Annotated in this window: 15 protein-coding genes and 2 riboswitches; of the genes, 13 read left to right on the top strand and 2 right to left on the bottom strand. The window is 47.3% G+C overall.

Annotated elements, in window-relative coordinates; translation table 11 throughout:
• Positions 1-99: 99 nt before the first annotated feature.
• Entirely contained in the window at positions 100-1,590 is a 1,491-nt protein-coding gene (locus ABU165_RS06930; RefSeq protein ID WP_094768631.1) for an alpha/beta hydrolase, read from the bottom strand.
• A gap of 190 nt (positions 1,591-1,780) precedes the next feature.
• Positions 1,781-1,863: riboswitch (cyclic di-GMP riboswitch) on the top strand.
• A 98-nt stretch (positions 1,864-1,961) separates the two neighbouring features.
• Between ABU165_RS06930 and ABU165_RS06935 the strand changes: the two genes are divergently transcribed.
• Positions 1,962-2,189, top strand: a complete 228-nt coding sequence (locus ABU165_RS06935) for a hypothetical protein (protein ID WP_129613262.1) — start codon at positions 1,962-1,964, stop codon at positions 2,187-2,189.
• A gap of 43 nt (positions 2,190-2,232) precedes the next feature.
• Here the strand turns inward: ABU165_RS06935 and ABU165_RS06940 are convergent, their stop codons facing one another.
• On the bottom strand, positions 2,233-4,752 hold the full coding sequence (locus ABU165_RS06940) for an NEW3 domain-containing protein (protein ID WP_318059893.1): 2,520 nt from the start codon (positions 4,750-4,752) through the stop codon (positions 2,233-2,235).
• Positions 4,753-5,053: 301 nt separating this feature from the next.
• Between ABU165_RS06940 and ABU165_RS06945 the strand changes: the two genes are divergently transcribed.
• The 12 genes from ABU165_RS06945 to ABU165_RS07000 all read left to right on the top strand — a co-directional run bounded on the left by ABU165_RS06945 (position 5,054) and on the right by ABU165_RS07000 (position 20,455).
• Positions 5,054-6,262, top strand: coding sequence for an ROK family transcriptional regulator (locus ABU165_RS06945; RefSeq protein ID WP_318059894.1), 1,209 nt, complete (start codon positions 5,054-5,056; stop codon positions 6,260-6,262).
• Positions 6,263-6,281: 19 nt separating this feature from the next.
• Positions 6,282-7,370, top strand: coding sequence for an extracellular solute-binding protein (locus tag ABU165_RS06950; protein ID WP_094768628.1), 1,089 nt, complete (start codon positions 6,282-6,284; stop codon positions 7,368-7,370).
• Positions 7,371-7,383: 13 nt separating this feature from the next.
• Positions 7,384-8,478: an ABC transporter ATP-binding protein gene (locus ABU165_RS06955; RefSeq protein ID WP_318059895.1), complete on the top strand. Its 1,095-nt coding sequence runs from the start codon at positions 7,384-7,386 to the stop codon at positions 8,476-8,478.
• Positions 8,475-10,166, top strand: a complete 1,692-nt coding sequence (locus ABU165_RS06960; protein ID WP_318059896.1) for an ABC transporter permease — start codon at positions 8,475-8,477, stop codon at positions 10,164-10,166. Before ABU165_RS06955 ends, ABU165_RS06960 begins: the two co-directional genes overlap by 4 nt.
• A gap of 18 nt (positions 10,167-10,184) precedes the next feature.
• On the top strand, positions 10,185-11,678 hold the full coding sequence (gene argH / locus ABU165_RS06965) for an argininosuccinate lyase (RefSeq protein WP_353762627.1): 1,494 nt from the start codon (positions 10,185-10,187) through the stop codon (positions 11,676-11,678).
• A 158-nt stretch (positions 11,679-11,836) separates the two neighbouring features.
• A riboswitch (cyclic di-GMP riboswitch) is annotated at positions 11,837-11,924 on the top strand.
• A 16-nt stretch (positions 11,925-11,940) separates the two neighbouring features.
• Complete coding sequence (locus ABU165_RS06970) at positions 11,941-12,093, top strand: anti-repressor SinI family protein (RefSeq protein WP_101549236.1); 153 nt, start codon at positions 11,941-11,943, stop codon at positions 12,091-12,093.
• A 308-nt stretch (positions 12,094-12,401) separates the two neighbouring features.
• The gene (locus ABU165_RS06975; protein ID WP_094768624.1) at positions 12,402-13,058 is read left to right on the top strand and encodes a 5-bromo-4-chloroindolyl phosphate hydrolysis family protein; all 657 of its coding nucleotides are present in this window, start codon (positions 12,402-12,404) and stop codon (positions 13,056-13,058) included.
• On the top strand, positions 13,055-14,224 hold the full coding sequence (locus tag ABU165_RS06980) for a toxic anion resistance protein (protein ID WP_094768623.1): 1,170 nt from the start codon (positions 13,055-13,057) through the stop codon (positions 14,222-14,224). The genes ABU165_RS06975 and ABU165_RS06980 overlap by 4 nt, the downstream gene beginning before the upstream one ends.
• Positions 14,225-14,540: 316 nt before the next feature.
• Positions 14,541-16,238: a serine hydrolase domain-containing protein gene (locus ABU165_RS06985; protein WP_022544419.1), complete on the top strand. Its 1,698-nt coding sequence runs from the start codon at positions 14,541-14,543 to the stop codon at positions 16,236-16,238.
• A gap of 13 nt (positions 16,239-16,251) precedes the next feature.
• Positions 16,252-18,336: a glycoside hydrolase family 3 protein gene (locus ABU165_RS06990; RefSeq protein ID WP_094768621.1), complete on the top strand. Its 2,085-nt coding sequence runs from the start codon at positions 16,252-16,254 to the stop codon at positions 18,334-18,336.
• Between the two features lie 122 nt (positions 18,337-18,458).
• Positions 18,459-19,703 (top strand): exo-beta-N-acetylmuramidase NamZ family protein, encoded by a 1,245-nt coding sequence (locus ABU165_RS06995; RefSeq protein WP_396349967.1) that lies wholly within the window; start codon positions 18,459-18,461, stop codon positions 19,701-19,703.
• A gap of 326 nt (positions 19,704-20,029) precedes the next feature.
• On the top strand, positions 20,030-20,455 hold the full coding sequence (locus ABU165_RS07000; protein WP_094768619.1) for a hypothetical protein: 426 nt from the start codon (positions 20,030-20,032) through the stop codon (positions 20,453-20,455).
• Positions 20,456-20,553: the final 98 nt, after the last annotated feature.

The following is a 20,553-nucleotide window of genomic DNA, read 5'->3' on the forward strand; positions in this document are numbered from 1 at the left end:
AGTTTATACGCTGACTCATCTGCCATTTACAGTGTCCTCCACGAAAACTGGACTGCTTATGACTTAATTACTATTTTTTTAGGTAAATACTGAAAGGTATTAGACTGTGTTATACTGCGCTGTAAATCCAATTTTCTCATACAATTCCTTTATTTCCTGGTGGATTTTTGATTTGTCAGAAGTAATCTTCAATATCAGTTCCATATCTGTCAAAGCTTCTGTTATTTCTCTAAGATGTAAATGCTGCTTATATGTCTTGGTTAATAGTCTAAGGAAATTCAGGTTAAGTGAGTTTCTATATTCTTCAGCCCATTTTGCCTTGAATTGCGGCAGAAACTTTACGGGTACCTGTTTTATCATTTTTTCCTTTAATTGCACAGTTCTTGTCCAATCATTGCTTTCGAGTGCATCCTTGAGCTGTGAGTCGAGCTGAAGGGAATCGAGCTCTATTTTGGCATCGATGGAAACATGATTATTCTCGACTTTAATTACATCTGGTATTCCGCTGCCTTGAAAAATCTTTCGCAAGTGTGTCAGGCTGACCCGGAGCTGATTCTGCGAGTTGGATTGCGGAAGCTCTGGCCAGAATACGTCAGCCAGCATCTCTCTTGAAGCGGAGCCAAACAGGCATAGATACGTTAACAATTCTTTGGCTTTTCTCTGGTTCCATTTTCCTTTTATTTCTTTTTGGTCTGCCAGTAATTTAAATTCATCAAGGATCTTTAATTCCAGTTTCTTCTCCGGAAAAAGCGGGCCTGGAAGCGGGCTCTTGTCAATATATCTTATCAATTCTGTAAGAAAGGGATTAATATTCCCTGACCGCGGAATTGCAGCACCGGAAAGTCCTGATAAAAATGATATGCATTTTTCTGCTGTTAAAGCAGGCTGATCCAACTGGATGAGGTGTGAGGCTTCAGGAATTAGAAATCTCTGTTTTCGGTTTGTTATTTCACCGCCCAAAAATACTAAAGAAGGCGGGGAGATATCATCATATTCTGCAGCTAAAAGCAGAACGGGGATCGTCATCCTGTTAAAAAGCGTAAATGATTTTGTTTTTGAAAGCATATCATGCAATTCAAGATATGAAAGAAAGTCCAATTTCCCTAAAGAATTCTTTATCAGTGTACAACTTTCTTCATCCATATTGCTAATCAGTTTCGGGATCATTTGGTCTGCCAGGTTTGAAGCAGTATTATAAACAGATTGATAATATTCGGCTGGATACAAGATACTGGTAGTAAAAACAATAAAAGAGGAGAGGCTGGAAGGATATCTTTCTGCCCATCGGATCCCTAGGTGGACACCCATTCCCTGCCCGGCAAAATGAAACCCGGATAAACCTTCAGCATCTGCTATTGATCTGAAATCTTCTAAAAGTGACTCCCATGATGCACTTCCCTCTATTTTCTTGCTTGAGCCATGGCCAGTGAAATCAAAAGTCAGTACGTGAAAATCATCTGTAAGATGGGGAATAATACGGCTCCAAATACTGCTATCCATTCCTAATCCGTGAGCAAACACTATAGTTTCTGCCCCCGCCTTGGAGGATTGCTGCATATGATAGCTTACCCCTCTGCTGGAAATTGTCATGAAGTCCTCCAATTAATCCTTAAAGAGACGGAAATTTTTTCTAGAGTATTCTTATTATCGGTGTAAAAGAAAATGAATTAACAAGAGATGGGCAATTTGATTCACTTTTTATAAGAAACTAGAAAAAACTCAAAATATGTAAAAAAAAATTTGAAAATACAGGATAAAAGTAATATGATAATAGTATGAAAATTGAAAAAGGCAAACTTATTGAAAAGTAGGGACGCAAAGCCGCGAGTCTAAGGCGCAAGCTATGATCGTCGGGCTGCCAGGGTAATACGTGGAATAGCTTTGAATCTTATTCTTAGTACTTTCAGAGCTAATCGGCCGAACCTTTTGGCGCAGTTACTGAAAGGAAAGGATGGAGAAACATGAGTTTTTTTGGTACACCGGAGTTTTTTGAGGAGCAGCTGAGAAAGGCTGCAGAGAGCGGGAAAAATCTATCAGCGAGCATCTCCCAGCTTGAGCATGAGCTGAAATTTAATTTCATCTGTACAGACAGCCTCCGGAAGGAATGCCTGGCCAACCTGATGGCTGCGGGCAGAAAGCTGGATCACCAGCTGTCATCATATAGCGAAAAACATGCGGCAGTTGTGTAGCAAAAAAAGAGAGTGAAGGAATACATCCCTTCACTCTCTTTTTCTATTCCTGGTGGTCAGCTCCATAGCTGATCAGGTTGGCGAAGATTCTATACCCTCCAGGCACCTGGCCCTGGATCTGACGGTAAAAGACAAGGCTCGAATACAGATAGGTGCCTTTGCCATGCTTAGCCATCAGGATGCCGCCGTCAAATGCTTCTTCGTTCGGATCGGCCATACGGACAAAGGTCTCATACTGATCATCCCATTTCATCGGGAAATACAGTCCCCGTTCCTGCACCCATCCATCCCAGTCGGCATCAGTGATTTTGTTTGGATAGTTGAACAGCGGAGATTCCGGCTGCAGCATTTCCACCTTGGCATCCTCATCAGTCACCCGCCACTCAATGGATGGGTTTCCAATCGTTAACGGGAAAGGAGCAGTTGCTTCAGAATCCCATCCGTCGTTTGGCTTGTGATACTGAACCACCAGATGTCCGCCGTCCTCTACGTACTTATGAAGCCTCTCATTATTGGCCTTTAAATCTTCACGCGACAGATAGGCGCGGATGCCGACAACAATCGTGTCATATTTGCTCAAGTCACCAGAAGCCAGATCGGCCTCCGACAGCTGAGTGATATCAAAGCCGGCATTGGTTAAATAATCGGCCACTTTATCAAAGCCGCTGTCGATATAGCCTACCTTCAGCCCTTCCGGCTTGAGGAGCTCAAAGGCAACGCCATTCACTTTAGCATCATACTGATAATAGAAGTTTCCGATATGGTCATAGCTGATTTCCTGGATGGCTGATGAGAATTCCTTGCCGCCTGATTTGGCTGTGGCTTCAATGGAGAAATCCCCGGCCTTGATATTAGAAGGAGGAGACAAGGTAAATTGTACGGCTTTTTCCTCCGCCTGCTTTGAGAAGCTGACCTTCGCTGCTTTTGGGGTTACAGTCCAGCCTTTAGGCACATTTAAAGCTACAGAGGCCTCTGCTTTTCCTGGACGGTAATTTTTCACTTTAACCTCTACTGGTATTTCTTCTTGGACGTCGGATGTATTTACAATAATGTCCTCGGGGGATAAAGTCAGAGCAATATCCGGGAGAACCGCAGCAGTTTCCTCAAGTCCTTTCACCTGTTCTACAGCCGAGCCTTTGCTTTTATAAGAAATCGAGGCGGTGATGCTGTCCTCCTGATAAGCGTGGTAATAATCGGCGTCCTTTGGCACTTCAGCCTTAAAGTTGAATGTGGCTGAGGCCCCGCGAGCAAGGCTGGCTGCTTTTCCGCTGCCTTCAGATTTCCAGCCTTTAGGAAGGTTGAGCACCACAGAGGCTTTTTCCAGGGCTGCTGCACCTTTATTGCGAAGGGTAACCTTCACATTGAATTTCTGTCCCTTTACCAGGAGAGAAGAATCTGCAGAAATGTCTGCTTCCAGTCCGGAAGCCTCAAAGCTGAGCTCCTGCAGCTGTTCTTCCTTCACTTGAAGCTTATGCAGAAGATCTGCCTTCAGGCTGCTGTCCAATTTTGCCTTGCCGGTTTTCTTCTCCAGGCTTCTGACAGCTTTTAAAGCCTTTTGTGTTTTTGAAAAAATATGTTCTGCATCCGGATAGGAGGCAATGATTGCATCAAGCTCTTTCTGCAGCTGAACATAATGCACTTGAAGAGCTTTTTCTTTTTTAGGAAGCTGGGCTGCCCACTCCTTGAAATCATATGGAACACCTGCGAAAAGATCTGAGCTGCCGCCTGTATCAACCGCGGAATCCAGCAGCTCAAGATTTGTCTGCCTTGGGGCAGCAGGGATATCGTTGCCCATTCCCTGGCTTTTATGCATATAGCGGGATTCCTCGCCAAGCTGAGGATAGGTCATAGCATAAACTGGGTCATACATGCCGATTTCAATGGAAGCATCGGCAGTTTCCTTTGATTCGGCAGGGAGATAAAGCTTCTTGACCTGCCAGACATGAAGCCCTTCCTTAAGCTGCTTTGGATAAACCTTAGGGTCCGCTGCATCCTTGAAGGCCCTTTCGCTTAAAATTTCCATGGCCCTGTGATGGCCATGCTGTGTATGGTCATTTCTGAAGGATGGCATGAGGATATCAGGCTGGTAAGTACGGATAAAGCGGATCAGTCTTTCGTATGTCAGATCTTCTCCCCATTTTTCAAGTGTTTCTTCCGGAGTTTTGGAGAAGCCGAAGTCATAGATGGGGTCTGAGGTGGTTTCACTGAGATGATAGGCTTTCACTCCGGTAATCTTGGCTGCTTCGATCATTTCCCGCGACCGGATAATCCCGAGGGCATTTCCAAGCTCATTTCCGATTTCATTCTGCCCGCCTTCCCCGCGGTTGGCGATCAGGCTTGAAGTCTTTACTCCAAGTCCGCGTGACAGATAGGCAAGAAAGTCACTGCGCTCATCATCAGGGTGGGCCCCAATGTTCAAAAATGAAACGGTTGTTTCCAGAGGTTTTACAGCGCTCCATAAATCCTTATCATGTTTGGCTGCGGTTTCTGAAGCAGAACCGGCTATTGGCGCGAGTGATAGAACGAGCAATAAAGACAGCAAACCCATCCAACATTTTCTCAATTCATGCAACCCCTTTCATTTTCATTGTTAACGATTGTGAAAACACAAATCCTCCTCCCCATGTAGATCACTAGGTTAGTAAGTCCACCTAACTAACTGTAGACAGCATAACCTTAGTTAATGAATATCATATTCGCCTCTTGAAGTAAATATCTGTCTATTCAGAAAATTACTTTTGACCTAGGAATAATTAAAATATTTATAAAATTTTGAATTAAATGTTGAAAACGCTTCCTTCATGATTTATAGTTTATGTTAATTAGTTAAATTTACTAACTAAAAAAATTAAGGCCGTGATTTGATGAAGGTAAATGGAACAGCGATGTACATGAAACAAACCAATAAGAAAAACGTCCTGCGCTGCATCCAGGAAAGTTCTCCTATCTCAAGGGCGGAAATCGCTGCGAAGCTGCAATTAAGCAAACCAACCGTATCGCTCTTAGTTGATGAACTGCTGCAGGAAAACTGGATTGAAGAAAAGGGAATCGGCGAGGCATCTTCACAAGGGGGGCGTCGCCCGATCCAGCTGTTTTTCAACGAGAAAGCAGCATATGTAATCGGGACGGATATTGGCGGTACAAAGGTGAAAACCGTCATATGTGATTTAAGCGGAAATATCATTAATACAAGCAGCTTTAAAACAGCTCAGTATCTGGAAAGCAGCCTATTGAAGCAAATTGCTAAAGAAGTGGATTGCATGCTGCAAAAAAGCGGCATCAAACAGGATCAGATACTGGGCCTTGGAGCCGGAGTGCCCGGAATCACTGATACTGAGACCGGCGTCGTATTCGAAGCCCCAAGCCTCAACTGGGTCCGCTATCCATTCATTACAGAAGCGAAGCGGTATTTTCCCTTCCCCATCCACGTGGACAATGATGTCAATGCAGCGGCGGTTGGGGAGCAATGGCTCGGCAATGCCAGGAATAAGAAGAATGTCCTTTTCATGGCCGTCGGCACTGGAATCGGAAGCGGCATTATCATTAATAATCAGCTTTACAGAGGAGCATCCGGTGCAGCAGGAGAAATGGGCTATATAGTAACAGACAAAAATGATATGAAAAATGAATTCAAGCCAATCTTCCACCGCTACGGCTATCTGGAAAGCGTGGCAGGCGGCATGTCGATTGGCAAAAGGCTGACAGAATTGGTACGGAAAAATCCCGATCATCCGCACCATGAACAGGCCAAGGAAACAGAGCTATCAGGCGAAACGGCTTTTATCCTTGCCAAAAAAGGGGACGAAGCAGCCAAAACAGTTGTGGACCAGGCAATTGAACATTTGGCCTACGGGGTAGTGAATGCAGCCAGCCTGCTGAACCCGGAAGCCATCATTTTGGGAGGTGGTGTGCTGAAATCAGCAGATTATATTTTACCCAGGGTGCGTGAAATAGTGAACCAGTATTTGCCCAGCTCAGTGGAGCTGAAAACAGCCCATTTGGGCGAAAGCGCTGGTGTCCTTGGAGCTGTTTCACTATTTTTGCGGGAGCATGACAGTATGGTCAGTTATTAAAAAAAGAGGGGGAAATGCAATGCAAAACAAGAAAAAGGTATCCATAATTACAGCTCTGACTCTTTCAGCGAGCCTGCTGATGTCCGCCTGCAGCGGATCGGAGCAGGGATCCAGTTCAGAAAAGCCTTCCGGGGAGGGCAAGGACCTTGAGGGAAAAATTGTTGTCTATTCTCCGCATGGGAAGGATATCCTCTCAAAATTCGAGACGCAATTCGAAGAGAAATACGGGATTGATATGGAATGGCTGGACATGGGCTCCCAGGAAATCCTTGACCGGGTGCGTTCTGAGAAAAATAATCCACAGGCAGATGTCTGGTGGGGGGCGCCTTCAGTGAACTTCGACCAGGCAAAAGATGAGGGGCTGCTGGCGCCTTATGAGCCATCTTATGCAGCCAGCCTTGATGAAGGCTTCCATGATCCGGACTGGAATTGGTCAGGCACAAGCCAGACGCCGGAGGTCATCATGTACAACAGCAAGGAGCTGTCTGCGGATGAAGCGCCAAAAGACTGGGATGAGCTTCTCGATCCTAAATGGAAGGACGAAATCATCATCCGCTATCCGCTTGCTTCAGGAACGATGAGGACCATTTTTTCTGCTATGATCTACCGTGATTTCAAGGATTCAGGCGATACAGCTGCCGGCTATGAGTGGCTTGAGAAGCTTGATGCCAATACGAAGGAGTATGCAGCCAATCCGGAAATGATGTACAACAAGGTGGCAAAAGGAGAAGGTTCCCTGTCTGTCTGGGCAATGCCGGATGTTGTTATGCTGAAGGAAAATAAAAACTATCCATTTGAATTCATTGTGCCGGAAAGCGGTACACCGGTTCTGACCGAAGGGATTGCTGTTGTAAACGATGCACCGCACCCAAAGGCAGCTGAGGCATTTTATGAATTTGTCAATACACCTGAAGCAGCCAAGATCCTGGCAGAGGAATTCTACCGGATCCCTACCCGCAATGATATTGAAGGACTGCCTGAGTGGATCACAGAAACAGAGATTAAGAGCATGGACATAGACTGGAAGGTATTCCAGGAGCAAAGTGATGCCTGGATGAAGCATTGGGATGAAAACATCAAGAGCGGAGAGAAAGAAATTAAAGAATAAGGAAGTGTAAGGTATGGCGTCGATAAACATAGATAAAGTCCAAAAAGCCTTTGGAAAGGTAGTCGCAGTCGATCATCTTGACCTCGAAATACAGGATGGTGAATTCTTTACCTTCCTCGGCCCGAGCGGATGCGGGAAAACGACGACATTGCGCATGATTGCCGGATTTTATTATCCGACTAAGGGCGTCATCCGTTTTGGGGATAAAGATATGACGCGTGTACCTCCTGAAAAAAGAAATACGGGCATGGTTTTTCAAAACTATGCCCTTTTTCCTCATATGACAGTGTTTGAAAATGTTGCTTTCGGCCTTCGGGTGCGGAAGATGTCTTCTGCCGAAGTGAAGAAGCGTGTCCAGGAGGTTCTCCAGAAGGTGCGGCTGGAAAAATACGCGGAACGTCAAGTAAGCCAGCTGAGCGGTGGCCAGCAGCAGCGCGTTGCCCTTGCCCGGGCCCTTGTCATTGAACCGGAGATCCTGCTGTTGGATGAACCATTGAGCAATCTCGATGCTAAGCTCCGGGATGAAATGAGGAGCGAGATCCTGAGGCTGCAGAAGGAATACAATATTACCACCATATATGTCACGCATGACCAGGCAGAGGCCCTGTCAATGAGCAACCGCATCGCCGTTTTCAATTTTGGCGTGTGCCATCAGGTTGGGACGCCAGCTGAAATCTATAATGAACCGGCCAATGATTTTGTGGCCAGCTTCATCGGGGAAATCAATTTGCTGCCTGCTGTTGTAGACAAAGCAGATGAAAATACCGTCCATATTACCATTGGAGACAGCAAAAAATTAGAAGCCGCAAATACAAGGTTTAACTATAATCCTGCATACAGCGGGGAAGTTGCCTTATCCATCCGGCCAGAGGCCATACGTATCCATGACCAGCTTTCTGAAGGTCTCAATATTTTAAAAGGGAGCATCAAAGAGGTCGAGTTCCTCGGTTCTGTCATCCATCTCACAATTGAAGCAGAAGGCTTCCTGCTGACCGCCAATGTCCTTAACAACCGTTTGTCAGCAAGCTATCAGCCTGGAAAGGAAATATGGATGGAGCTCCCGGCAGAACAAATCAGAATCATTCCTAAAGCCGGTGATGATGTATGATCAAAAACCGTGATACGAGATTCACAATCCTGCTTCTCATACCTGTATTGCTTGTGCTTATTGCCTATGTCTTATATCCGTCAATAAGGACTTTAATGGAAAGCTTGCAGCTGAATGGATCTTTTACTTTTGCAAACTATGAGGATTTCTTTACACAGGAGTCCAAAACAAATTTGGAAGCCTTATGGAATTCTGTTTATATATCTCTCTTGAGCGTGCTGGTCAGCGCCCTGATCGGAATTCCGCTGGCATTCATTTTTAACCGCTACGATTTCCCGGGGCGGAGCTTTTTCTCGACAGCTGCCATCATGCCCATCGTGCTGCCTTCCCTTGTCGGTGTTATGGCATTCATGTTTTTATACGGGGAATCAGGGCTCGTGCCCAATGCCATAAAGGACCTTCTCGGATTGAAGGATGTGCCCTTTAAAATTGGAGGGGTTTCCGGCATCCTGATTGTCCATGCTTATACGATGTATGTTTACTTTTATATGACCGTCTCCTCTGCCATCAATAAAATCGACCCTTCCCTCGAGGAGGCAGCTTATAATCTCGGAGCAAGCCGCGTAAAAGTGTTCTGGAAGGTCACCTTTCCGCTGCTCACGCCAGCCATCGTAGCGGCGTCACTGCTTGTGTTTATGATTTCCATGGCTTCCTTCAGTGCGCCATTCCTCCTGGCAGGGGGCTTCCGGGTGCTGAGTCTGCAAATCTATTTTTCTAAAATTAATGGCGATATGGAAGTGGCTGCAACACAATCTGTCATTCTATCGATTGTTTCAATCTCGTTCCTGCTATTTATGCGCTGGTACCAGAACAGAAAGGATTACCGGATGGCATCAAAAGGAATCGGGGCCCACAGGAGTGAAGTGAAGAACCCGGTCATGAAGTGGCTGCTTGTGGCAGCAGGCATTATCGGCGTTATTATCTTGCTGCTGCCCCATTTCACGATCCTGCTGCTGTCGCTCGTGCCGGATGGGACCTGGACATGGCAGACCTATCCTTCTGTATTCAACTTTGAAAATTACCGCCTTCTGTTCCAGGATCCGAACATCTTCAAGCCGCTGCAAAACAGCTTGCTCTTATCAGTGATTGCAACAGCCGGAAATCTTGTATTCGGTGTCCTGACATCCTATGTGCTGGTTAAAAGAAAGTTCTACGGGAAAAACTTGGTAGATATTCTTGTGATGATCCCATGGGCGCTTCCGGCAACTGTTATCGGAATGAATCTGGTGTTTGCGTTTAATGAACCGAATATCTTTTCTTTCGGAAACATCCTCGTCGGAACGTTCTGGATTCTGCCTCTGGCTTATTTTATCAGGCATATCCCGCTTGTCGTCCGGTCGACGAACGCGGTATTGGAGCAGCTTGATGACTCCATTGAGGAGGCATCGCGGAGCCTTGGCGCCAAATGGTTTTATACTTTCCGCAAGGTGATCCTGCCAATCATCATGCCAGGTGTCCTTGCCGGTACATTGCTTGCCTTTGTAGAGTCGGTAGGGGAATTCCCGACCTCAGTGCTGTTATATACCATTTCCAACCGCCCGATATCCATTGAAATCATGAACCAGCTGCGGATGTTCAACATGGGGCAGGCCGCTGCTTACGGAATGATTCAAATTGCCCTGATTGCCATAGTTCTGTTCATTTCCAATAGATTCTTTGGAGTGAAGGCAGAACAATCATTGTCTTAAAAAATTGGAGTTGAAATGATGAATAAGCTTGAAGCGTTTATCCAGAGTGAAGGCACCTCTTTCCCAGGCAAAACGTATATCGAAGAACTGCTGATGCCGGTATTCAATGACCAGCGGGACTATTTATTCCAGGTGATGTTCGACATCCACCGCGCCCATGTCATCATGCTGGCTGAGCAGGGGATTATTGATAAAGGAGAAGCGGAGGTGATGCTGGCCGGAATCAATCTGGTCGCAGAGACGACTGATATTGGCACCCTTCTTTATGAACCGCAATTCGAGGATCTGTTTTTCATGATGGAGGCGAAAATAGGCGAGGAGATCGGTCCCGAGCTCGCCGGGAAGATCCATATTGGCAGAAGCCGCAATGATATGGGAATTGCCATGTACCGGCTCGTCCTCCGCAAGCATTTTATCCAGCTGCTCGGCAGTGCTTATCAGCTGGGCGATGCTCTGCTTGATCAGGCAGAGGAACACAAGGAAACATATATGACCGCCTACACGCATACCCAGCCGGCCCAGCCGACCACCCTTGGGCATTATTTGCTGGCCGTCTATGATATTCTGCAGCGGGATATTGACAGGCTTTGGTCTGCCTATGAGACAGTGAACCGTTCTGCCCTGGGAGCTGCAGCCCTGACAACAACCGGCTTTCCGATTTCCAGGAAACGGACCTGTGAGCTCTTAGGTTTCAATGGACTAATCGAAAATTCCTATGACTGCATTGGCGGCGCCGACTATCTGCTGGAAACGGCATCTGCTCTGATGACCTGCATGGTCAATACCGGACGGTGGATACAGGATTTCCTTCAGCATGTGACAAGGGAGTTCGGCACCTTTTACGTAGCCGATCCTTATGTCCAGTGCAGCAGTATCATGCCGCAGAAACGGAATCCAGTCAGCATTGAACATTCCCGATCAATCGCGAGCAGTGCCTATGGGGACGCCCTGGCTGCGATGAATATGGTTCACAACACTCCGTTCGGTGACATCGTCGATACAGAAGATGACCTCCAGCCACATCTGTACCGCTCCTTTGGCAATGCCAACAGGGTCATGAAGCTGATGCATGCCGTTATACGGACGCTCAAGGTCAACAAAGACCATGCAGAGGAAATGGCAAACCGGTCATGCATCACCATAACCGAACTGGCTGACACCTTATCAAGGGATTACAGCATCTCCTTCCGCAAGGCCCACTCCATCGCCAGCTATATCAGCAAAAGGACCGTAAAGGAAGGCAAGGAGCTGTATGAATGGAAAATCGACCAAATCAATGAAATGATTTCCGGCTTCGTTTCAGTGGCCCTCAAAGAAGAAGAGTGGAAAAAAATCATCTCACCGGAATACTTCGTCAAAATCCGAAGCATCCAGGGCGGACCCAGTCCTGTGGAAGTCCAGCGAATGCTGGAAAAACGGAAAGAAAGCCTTGATCAGCAAACCAAAAACTATCAGGAACTCAAAAACAAACTCGAAAACAAGAGGAAACAACTCCTTGCGTTCAAGTTTTAAGAATTAGTGACAGGCTCTTAAACAGCCGGAAGGCAGACGGGAAGTTAAAGGTTTCTTCTGCAGAAGTTCGACAATTTTCGGCGGGTGCCTGTCATTAATTGTTGTTTGAAAAAGGTTTAGCCTCATCCATCATACGGGTAGAAATACCCAGCTATACATTTTGTGAAATGCAAACTTATTGAAAAGTAAGGGCGCAAAGCCGCGGGTCTAAGGTTTTATAAAAGCTATGACGGCCGGGCTGCCGCAAATAGGAGAAGTTGAGATGGGGTTGCCGGAAAAGGTTGATAGGGATTGGCTTGAATTGATCTTAGAAGCAAAGAGCAGCGGGATTTCAATAGAGGAAATCCATAGCTTCATCAATGGCACTCACCTATATTGGAGCTCAGCCCACAGTGAAGAGCAGGGAGATAATTAACAAGGGACAGCGGTTGACTATACATAATATGCCTGTAGTGTTAAATCTTTTGGTTTAACACTTTTTTTATGCGCAAAAGCTTTTCGACGAAGTCAGCATTTTTCTGGAGAAAGGTGTCACCGTCTACGCCTCTAGCCCTACCCCTATTTACAGTCCTGGTCTATGGAAAAGAGGAGTTTTATCGTGTATTGTTGAATTAAATAAGATAATCTTACTTTTTCTGTCAGTGGGAAAGATTGGGTGAAACCTATTCTGTCTTAAACCGTATGAGTAGATAAAGCAGGATTTTATGTCAGGAGTCGATACAAATGAACCGGATTGTTTCGTTTCTTATAGGCACAGTACTGGCTGTCCCGTTCGCCGGGTCGGTCTGGACGGTCAGCTATTTCGGATTTGACCAGACGTTTTTCTTATCCGGGCTGATAGCTGGCGGAGCAGCTGCGTTAGTATATCTGGCCGCATTCCAGATCGGGCGTGTCCGTTTCCTCAGGAAGCACGGGCTGACGCGGAGGGAATACAAGTATATCAAGACAAACCTTGCAGAAGGGAAAAAGAAAATTTCCCGCCTGCACAAATCATTGTTTGCGATCCGCCATCTTCCTTCTTTGAAGCAGCGGATTGAACTGATGAGGATCACACGGAAGATTTACAGGCTGACGAAGAAAGAGCCGAAGCGTTTTTACCAGGCGGAGCGGTTTTATTTTTCCCATCTTGATTCTCTGGTGGAAATGACCGAGAAATATGTTTTCCTTTCCACCCAGCCGAAGAAGAACCTTGAAATCGACCAGTCGCTGCTGGAAACCCGAAGGACCATCAATGAACTCTCCCAGACGGTTGAGAAGGATTTGTACGAAGTGATTTCCGATGATATTGATAATCTTAATTTTGAAATAGACGTGGCAAAAAACTCGATTAAAACGTGGAAGGAAAATCGATTACCTGAAGAAAGCAGGAGGCTGAAATGAGCGAACAAAATCCATCATTAACGAAAAAGACGAGCAGTCTAATGGATGATATCCTTGCCGACCCGTTCGGCGACATGAATGGCGGACCTGCCCTGGAGCTAGCGAAAGAAGAGAAACCGGTGAAGCTCATAGACGTGATCCCGGAGGAAAACCGCGCCCGGGCTTATCAGATTGCCGAGCAGATCGACCCGCGCAACCACCAGGCCATGATTGCTTATGGGACTCAGGCGCAGACGAAGCTGCTCACCTTCTCGCACAGCATGCTCGAGCATGTCCAGAAAAAGGATATCGGAGAGGTCGGTGATATCATCAATGACCTGATGAAGCGCCTCAATGATATGAATCCGGATGAACTGAAGCAGGGCAAGCAGTCGCTGTTTTCACGCATGTTCGGAAAAATCTCCGATTCTGTCCAGGAGATCCTCTCCAAATATCAAAAAACAGGAGCGCAGATTGACCGGATCAGCGTAAAGCTGGACCGCAGCAAAAATGTCCTTTTATCCGACATCCATATGCTGGAGAAATTATATGATACGAACAAGGAATATTTCCATGCGCTCAATGTCTATATTGCAGCGGGCGAGATCAAGCTCGAGGAGCTTCATGAGCAGACAATCCCGCAGTTGAGGAAGGAAGCGGAGGCATCAGGCGACCAGATGAAGTTTCAGGAAGTCAATGATATGCTTCAGTTTGCGGACAGGCTGGACAAGAGGCTTTACGATCTGAAGCTGAGCCGGGAAATTACGATCCAATCCGCCCCGCAGATCCGCCTGATCCAAAACACCAACCAGGCCCTTGTCGAAAAAATCCAGGCATCCATCAACACCGCCATTCCTTTGTGGAAAAACCAGGTGGCGATTGCCCTGACCCTTATCCGTCAGCGCCATGCGGTTGAAGCCCAGAAGCAGGTCTCAAAAACAACAAACGAGCTGCTCTTGAAAAACGCGGAAATGCTGAAAACCAATACCATTGAAACTGCCAAGGAAAATGAGCGCGGCCTAGTTGACATTGAAACGCTCAAGAAAACCCAGGAAAACCTCATCTCCACCCTGGAAGAAACACTCCGCATCCAGGAGGAGGGCCGCAATAAGCGGCGCCAGGCTGAAAGTGACCTGGCTTCCATGGAAAATGAACTGCGTCAAAAACTGCTTGAAATAAAAGGCTAGAAAATTAGAAGCTGATCACGTCCCTGACAAACAGGGGCGTGTTTTTTTGAAATAGTGCAGCAGGTAAGGTGTCCTGCTTTATTAAGAGCCGCACCGGCGCTCTTTAACCTGCAATTTTGTCGAACAAATCCTCCTATCTGTCCATGCTTAAAGTCACAGTTCTGACATCGAATCAGCATTGACTAGGTCCTCTTTGGTATAGACATCTATACACTTATTTCGCTAACCTAAAGATGTAATTATTTGAATTTTTAAATTAAGGGGAGGGAAGGAGAAAGTCCGGTTCGTGTTCAGAGATGATAAAAGGAGGAATAAGATGAAGAATAAGTCTGTGAAAGTGACATTGGCTGCCATCCTGAGCCTAAGCGCTGTGGCTCCTGCAGTTATGGCAAGCGACAGTCCTGAAGCAAAAGAAAAAGCGGGGGATCCGGAAATGAGTTCTTCAAAGTTTATGCCTCCTGTTCCATTTCCATGGGATCATCCGGGAAAATCATCGCCGGTGCTTCATCCGGGATCTGCCAGGGGTGCAGGCATGGTTGAAGGCCCGCTCAATGAAATCGATGGAATCATGGAGGAGATGATTGATTCCAGGGTGATGCCCGGTGCAGTGGCGCTTGTGGCCCGGCGCGGCCATATCGTCAAGCATGAAGCCTATGGCATGGCTTATCAGTACAAAGATGACGGATTGACAGAAGCCGATCAGCCTATCTCCATGGCGAAGGACACCATCTTTGACCTTGCTTCCATCAGCAAAATCTTTACAACAACAGCCGCGATGCAGCTGTATGAAAAAGGCCTCTTCAATCTTGATGATCCGGTGGCTGATTATCTGCCTGAGTTTGCAGCCGGCGGCAAGGAAGAGGTGACCATCAGGCAGCTGATGACCCATACTTCTGGATTCACGGCTTGGATTCCTCTCTATTCACAAGGGAACAGCCGCGAAGACCGTATCTCAATCGCTCTGCAATATCCGCTTGCCAATGAACCGGGGAGCACTTATACATACAGCGACCTCAACATGATTGCCCTCGGAGCCCTTATTGAAAAACTGTCAGGCAAGCGCCTGGATGAATATGTGAGAGACCATATTACCAAGCCTCTTGGCATGAAGGATACCATGTATAACCCTCCCGAAAGTCTGAAGGACAGGATAGCAGCCACTGAATATCAGCCTGCCCTTGGGCGCGGCCTTGTCTGGGGAGAGGTTCATGATGAAAATGCCTGGTCGCTTGATGGCGTCGCCGGTCATGCCGGTGTCTTTTCCACAGCTGGAGACCTGGCGAAGTTTGCACATATGTATGTAAATGAAGGTACCTATGGCGGAAAGCGCATCCTGAAAAAAGAAACAGTCAGGACTCTTACGGAAAATCAGATCCCGCAGTTTCCAGGCGATGACCACGGACTAGGCTGGGAGCTGAACCAGGGCTGGCTCGGCGATGCGCTGACAGATAAAGATTCACTCAGCCACACAGGCTACACAGGCACTTCAGTTGTCATCTCCCAGAAAAATGACACCATTGCCATCCTGCTGACCAACCGGGTCCATCCGACAAGGAACACCGTTTCAACGAATGGAGCAAGAAGGGCATTTGCAAGACAGGTGGCAGACAGCATTCCGGTCAGCATCCCTGGCAAGCAGCCGGCCTGGTTCTCGGGCTATGGCGATAATACAGAAAAAAGCCTGACAGCTGAAGTCGATCTGCATTCACAGGCGGTTCTCTCTTTTGAAACCTGGCACCGGATTGAGGAAAACAGCGATTATGGCTATCTGGAAATCTCAGCAGACGGCACAAATTGGACTGAAGTCAAATCTTTTACCGGAAACAGCGAAAGCTGGAGCACGGTTAAAGCTGAGCTTCCTGCAGATACTAAGCTTATTCGCTTCCGCTATAAAACCGATGCAACCGTCAACGGCAGAGGCTGGTACCTGGATAATATAAAAATCTCTCCTGAGAAAGGTAAAGACATAAAGCCTGAGTTTGCGAGTGAAGAATGGCAAAAACGCAGCTATTAAATGTTGAGGAGGAATGGCTTTGAAAAAGCTCAAAACGATTGTAATGACTTTTCTGGTTCTGATCCTTGGGTTCTCCGCCTGGCTTCAGCCTGCAGCGGCAGCCGGCAAAAATAAGGTGAAGGATCTCGTCCTCCTGCAGAACCTGCCGGAATCCGAGACGCAGTTCAGCGGAAAAACATTGCAGCTTAAAGCACTGCATGTCTATAAGGAAGGGCATTTTCTAGGAGTCTCCAAGAATCTTGACTGGAACTCCTCCAATAAAACGGTCGCCAGGGTATCTGATGACGGAACTGTAACACTGTCAGGAAAAAATGGCCGTACTTTTATTACCGTAACAGATGGAAAAAATAAAGACCGGATCGCCATTGACGCAAAAAATCGCAAATCCGGGTTTCAGGCAGAAATCCGCAAGGAAAAATCAAAGCGTTATCAGCTGGTCGATGATGCTGTCAAAGCAATGAAGCTTGAAGAAAAAGTCGGGCAAATGCTTATGCCGGATTTCCGGACCTGGAAAGGCCAGAACGTAACAGAAATCCAGCCGGAAATTGAAGCGCTTGTGAAAAAATACCATCTCGGCGGCGTCATTCTTTTCCGCGAGAATGTCGTGACAACCGAGCAGACAACGAAGCTGGTCTCACAATACCAGGAAGCATCAGAAAAATACGGGCTCCTGATGACAATCGACCAGGAGGGAGGCATTGTCACCCGCCTGCAGTCGGGAACTGATATGCCGGGCAACATGGCCCTTGGTGCCGCCCGTTCCCCTGAAACTGCCGAAAAGGTGGGGAAAGCCATTGGTGAAGAGCTTGCTGCCCTCGGCATCAACACCAACTTCGCGCCTGTCATGGATGTGAATAACAACCCGGACAATCCTGTCATCGGCGTCCGCTCTTTCGGGGAAAACCCTGAGCTTGTAGCTGAGATGGGGGTAGCTTATACAAAGGGGCTGCAGTCTGCAGGCGTCGCGGCAACAGCGAAGCACTTCCCTGGCCACGGCGACACAGCAGTCGATTCCCACCTTGGATTGCCTGAGGTCCCGCATGATAAAGAGCGATTGAAGGAAGTGGAGCTGTATCCATTCCAGAAGGGGATGGAAGCAGGCATTGATGCCATCATGACGGCACATGTCACCTTCCCGAAAATCGATGATACAAAAGTAATTTCACAAAAAACAGGTGAAGAAATTGCCCTCCCGGCAACCCTTTCCTACAAAGTGCTCACAGAGCTGATGAGGGAGGAAATGGGCTATGAGGGAGTCATTACAACAGATGCGATGAACATGAATGCCATCGCAGAGCACTTTGGGCCTGTTGACGCAGCGATCCGCTCCGTCAAAGCAGGAACAGACATTGTCCTGATGCCGGTCGGACTCGAAGCAGTCGCTGAAGGGCTGCTGGCTGCTGTTAAGTCAGGAGAAATTTCGGAAAAACGGGTCGAAGCTTCTGTTAAGCGAATTCTGACTTTGAAGCTCAAGCGGGGAATCATCAAAGAAGAAACACCGGAGGACCTGAACGATAAGATTGCCAATGCCCTTAATGTCGTAGGCTCTGCCGAACATAAAGCGATTGAAAAGGAAGCAGCACAGAAATCAATCACCCTTGTGAAAAATGAAGGAGCTCTTCCGCTATCAGCGGCAGACAGTGATTCTATCCTCGTTATCGGCAGCACCTATATCAATGATCTGGGGAAAGCAGTAAAAGCACGCCACGCTAATACAGAAATCATAGCATCAGCTGACTACAGCCTCACGGCAGAACAGCTGGAAAAAGCGAAAAAAGCAAAGGCAGTCATCGTCGGCTCCTACACGTATAATGTTTCCGGCCGCTCGCCTGACAGCGCACAAATGAAAATGATCAACAAGCTGATCAGCGAAACAGATGCACCAGTCATCACGGTAGCCATCCGCAATCCTTATGACATCATGGCCGTGCCAGGCACAGATGCCTATCTTGCGCAGTACGGATTCCGCCCGGCAAGCTTTGAAGCAACTGCAGGTGCGATTTTCGGAGAGTTCGCGCCAGCAGGAAAGCTTCCAGTGACAATTCCTTCGCTTGAGGGCGGAACTTTGTATGAATACGGCCACGGCTTGAGCTACTAAGGCGAAAGGCTTTCTGTTGTAGTCGTTTAAAGAGAAGGGTTCCGGTGCCTGCTGTTTGAGCAAGGCACCGGGGCTTTTCGCCAAACCAGGGAGGGATTATTTTGAAAAAACGCTTGATTATTATGCTGTCATTGATTCTTGTACTTTCCGCCCTGTCTGCCGCTGCTTTTGCGGATAATGGGAAGCATAAAGGAAGAGATAAGAAAGGCAAGAAGTTCGAGCTGGGCATAGAGGTGCTGCTCGATGATCAGAAGGAACTGATAGAAGGAAAGCGAGTCGGCCTGATCACCAATCCAACCGGCGTCGATCAGGAGCTTAATAGTATTGTAGATTTGCTTCATAATGATCCCGAAGTAGAGCTTACAGCCCTGTACGGACCTGAGCATGGTGTAAGGGGAAGCGCGCAGGCCGGGGAATATGTCGAGTTTTATACGGATGAAAAAACGGGTCTTCCCGTATACAGTCTCTATGGGGCAACCAAAAAGCCAACCCCGGAAATGCTGGAAAACGTCGATGTCCTGCTGTTTGACATCCAGGATGTCGGAACCCGCTTTTACACCTATATCTACACCATGGCCTATGCAATGGAAGCAGCAAAAGAAAACAATATCCCATTCATCGTCCTTGACCGCCCGAATCCGCTTGGCGGCACTGAGGTGGAAGGGCCAGTTTTGGAAACACCGTATAAATCCTTTGTCGGTAATTACGAAATCCCGCTCCGTCACGGGATGACTGTCGGCGAGCTCGCCAAGCTGTTCAATGAGGAATTCGGTATCGGCGCAGACCTGACAGTTGTCAAAATGAAGGGCTGGAAGCGGGATATGCTTTATGACGAAACGGGCCTCCAATTCGTCATGCCATCACCGAATATGCCGACATTGGATACCGCCCTAGTATATCCGGGAGCTGCCTTGATCGAAGGCACCAACGTATCGGAAGGCAGGGGAACGACCAAGCCATTCGAGCTTATCGGAGCACCGTTCATCAATGCCGACAATCTGGCACAGCAGCTCAACAGCCTGAATCTGAAGGGTGTCAGCTTCCGGGCAGCATCCTTCACACCGTCAATCTCCAAGCATGCCGGCAAACTGTCCCATGGCATTCAGATCCACATCACAGACCGTGATGAATTTGAAACGGTTAAAACCGGACTGCATATCGTCAAAAGCATCCATGATCTGTATCCGGTAGAGTTTGCATTCCGTGCAGAAGACAGCAAAGGCATCTCCTTCTTCGACCTTCTTGTCGGAAACGGCTGGGTTCGCGACGCCATTGAAGAAGGCAAATCCGTCGACTGGATTGAATCGCAATGGGAGGATGAGCTTAAAGACTTTAATAAAGTACGTAAGGATTATTTGATGTACTAATCTGGTGCCAGGCACCGCCGCTTGTGATGCGGCGGTGTTTTTGTGTTTTACGGGGGATGGTGCCTCGCATGGGAGCGTGTTGGGATAAATGAGTGAGTGTTTAGAGGATGAGTCATGTATACGAAGAGCCTGATGAGATACATGAGTGAGTGTTTAGAGGGTGAGTCATGTATTACGAAGAGCCTGACGGGATATATGAAAGAGAGGGGGCATGTATCCCTAAACGATTACCCCTCAAAGCCCTCTCCTCTAAAAACTCGACTCCCTTTTATAACCTCCGAAAACGGGTAAAAATAATAAAAACACAACATTAAGGACGTGAGACCATGACGCAAAAAGCCTATTTGATCAACACAAACCGTTCTGGATGTCCGAATGGCAGTGATGAGAGGGATATGCTGGCCAATGCGAAGTGTGCCGCATATTTTTCGCCGTGGAAGGAAAAAATCAAGAAGCTGCAGGAAGGGGATCTTGTGTTTTTATATAGCAACAAGAGGGGGATCATTGCACGCGGAGTGGCGACTGGCATTGTCCAGGCGGCCGATCATGGAGATGAGCATGAACTCCACTTGGATGAGGAATTTTATATGAGGCTTCATGATTTTGATGTATTGTCTTTCCCAATGCCGGCAGCGGACATCCGGCAGGCTGCCGGATACAGGATGGTATTCGGCCAGACATTGACACCAATGAAAGCACAGACTGGGAAGACGATTTGGGAAGAAATCACAAAGCACTATTTGAAGCCATGAAAATCTCTCATCCCCTTTATTGATCCATCGGGCGGTAAGCAATCTGTTATGGCCTCTAAACAAACCGCAATTTTTTTCAAACACTATATATTCGACAA

Source organism: Cytobacillus sp. T106 (genome assembly GCF_040492155.1).
GTDB lineage: Bacteria > Bacillota > Bacilli > Bacillales > Cytobacillaceae > Bacillus_AB > Bacillus_AB infantis.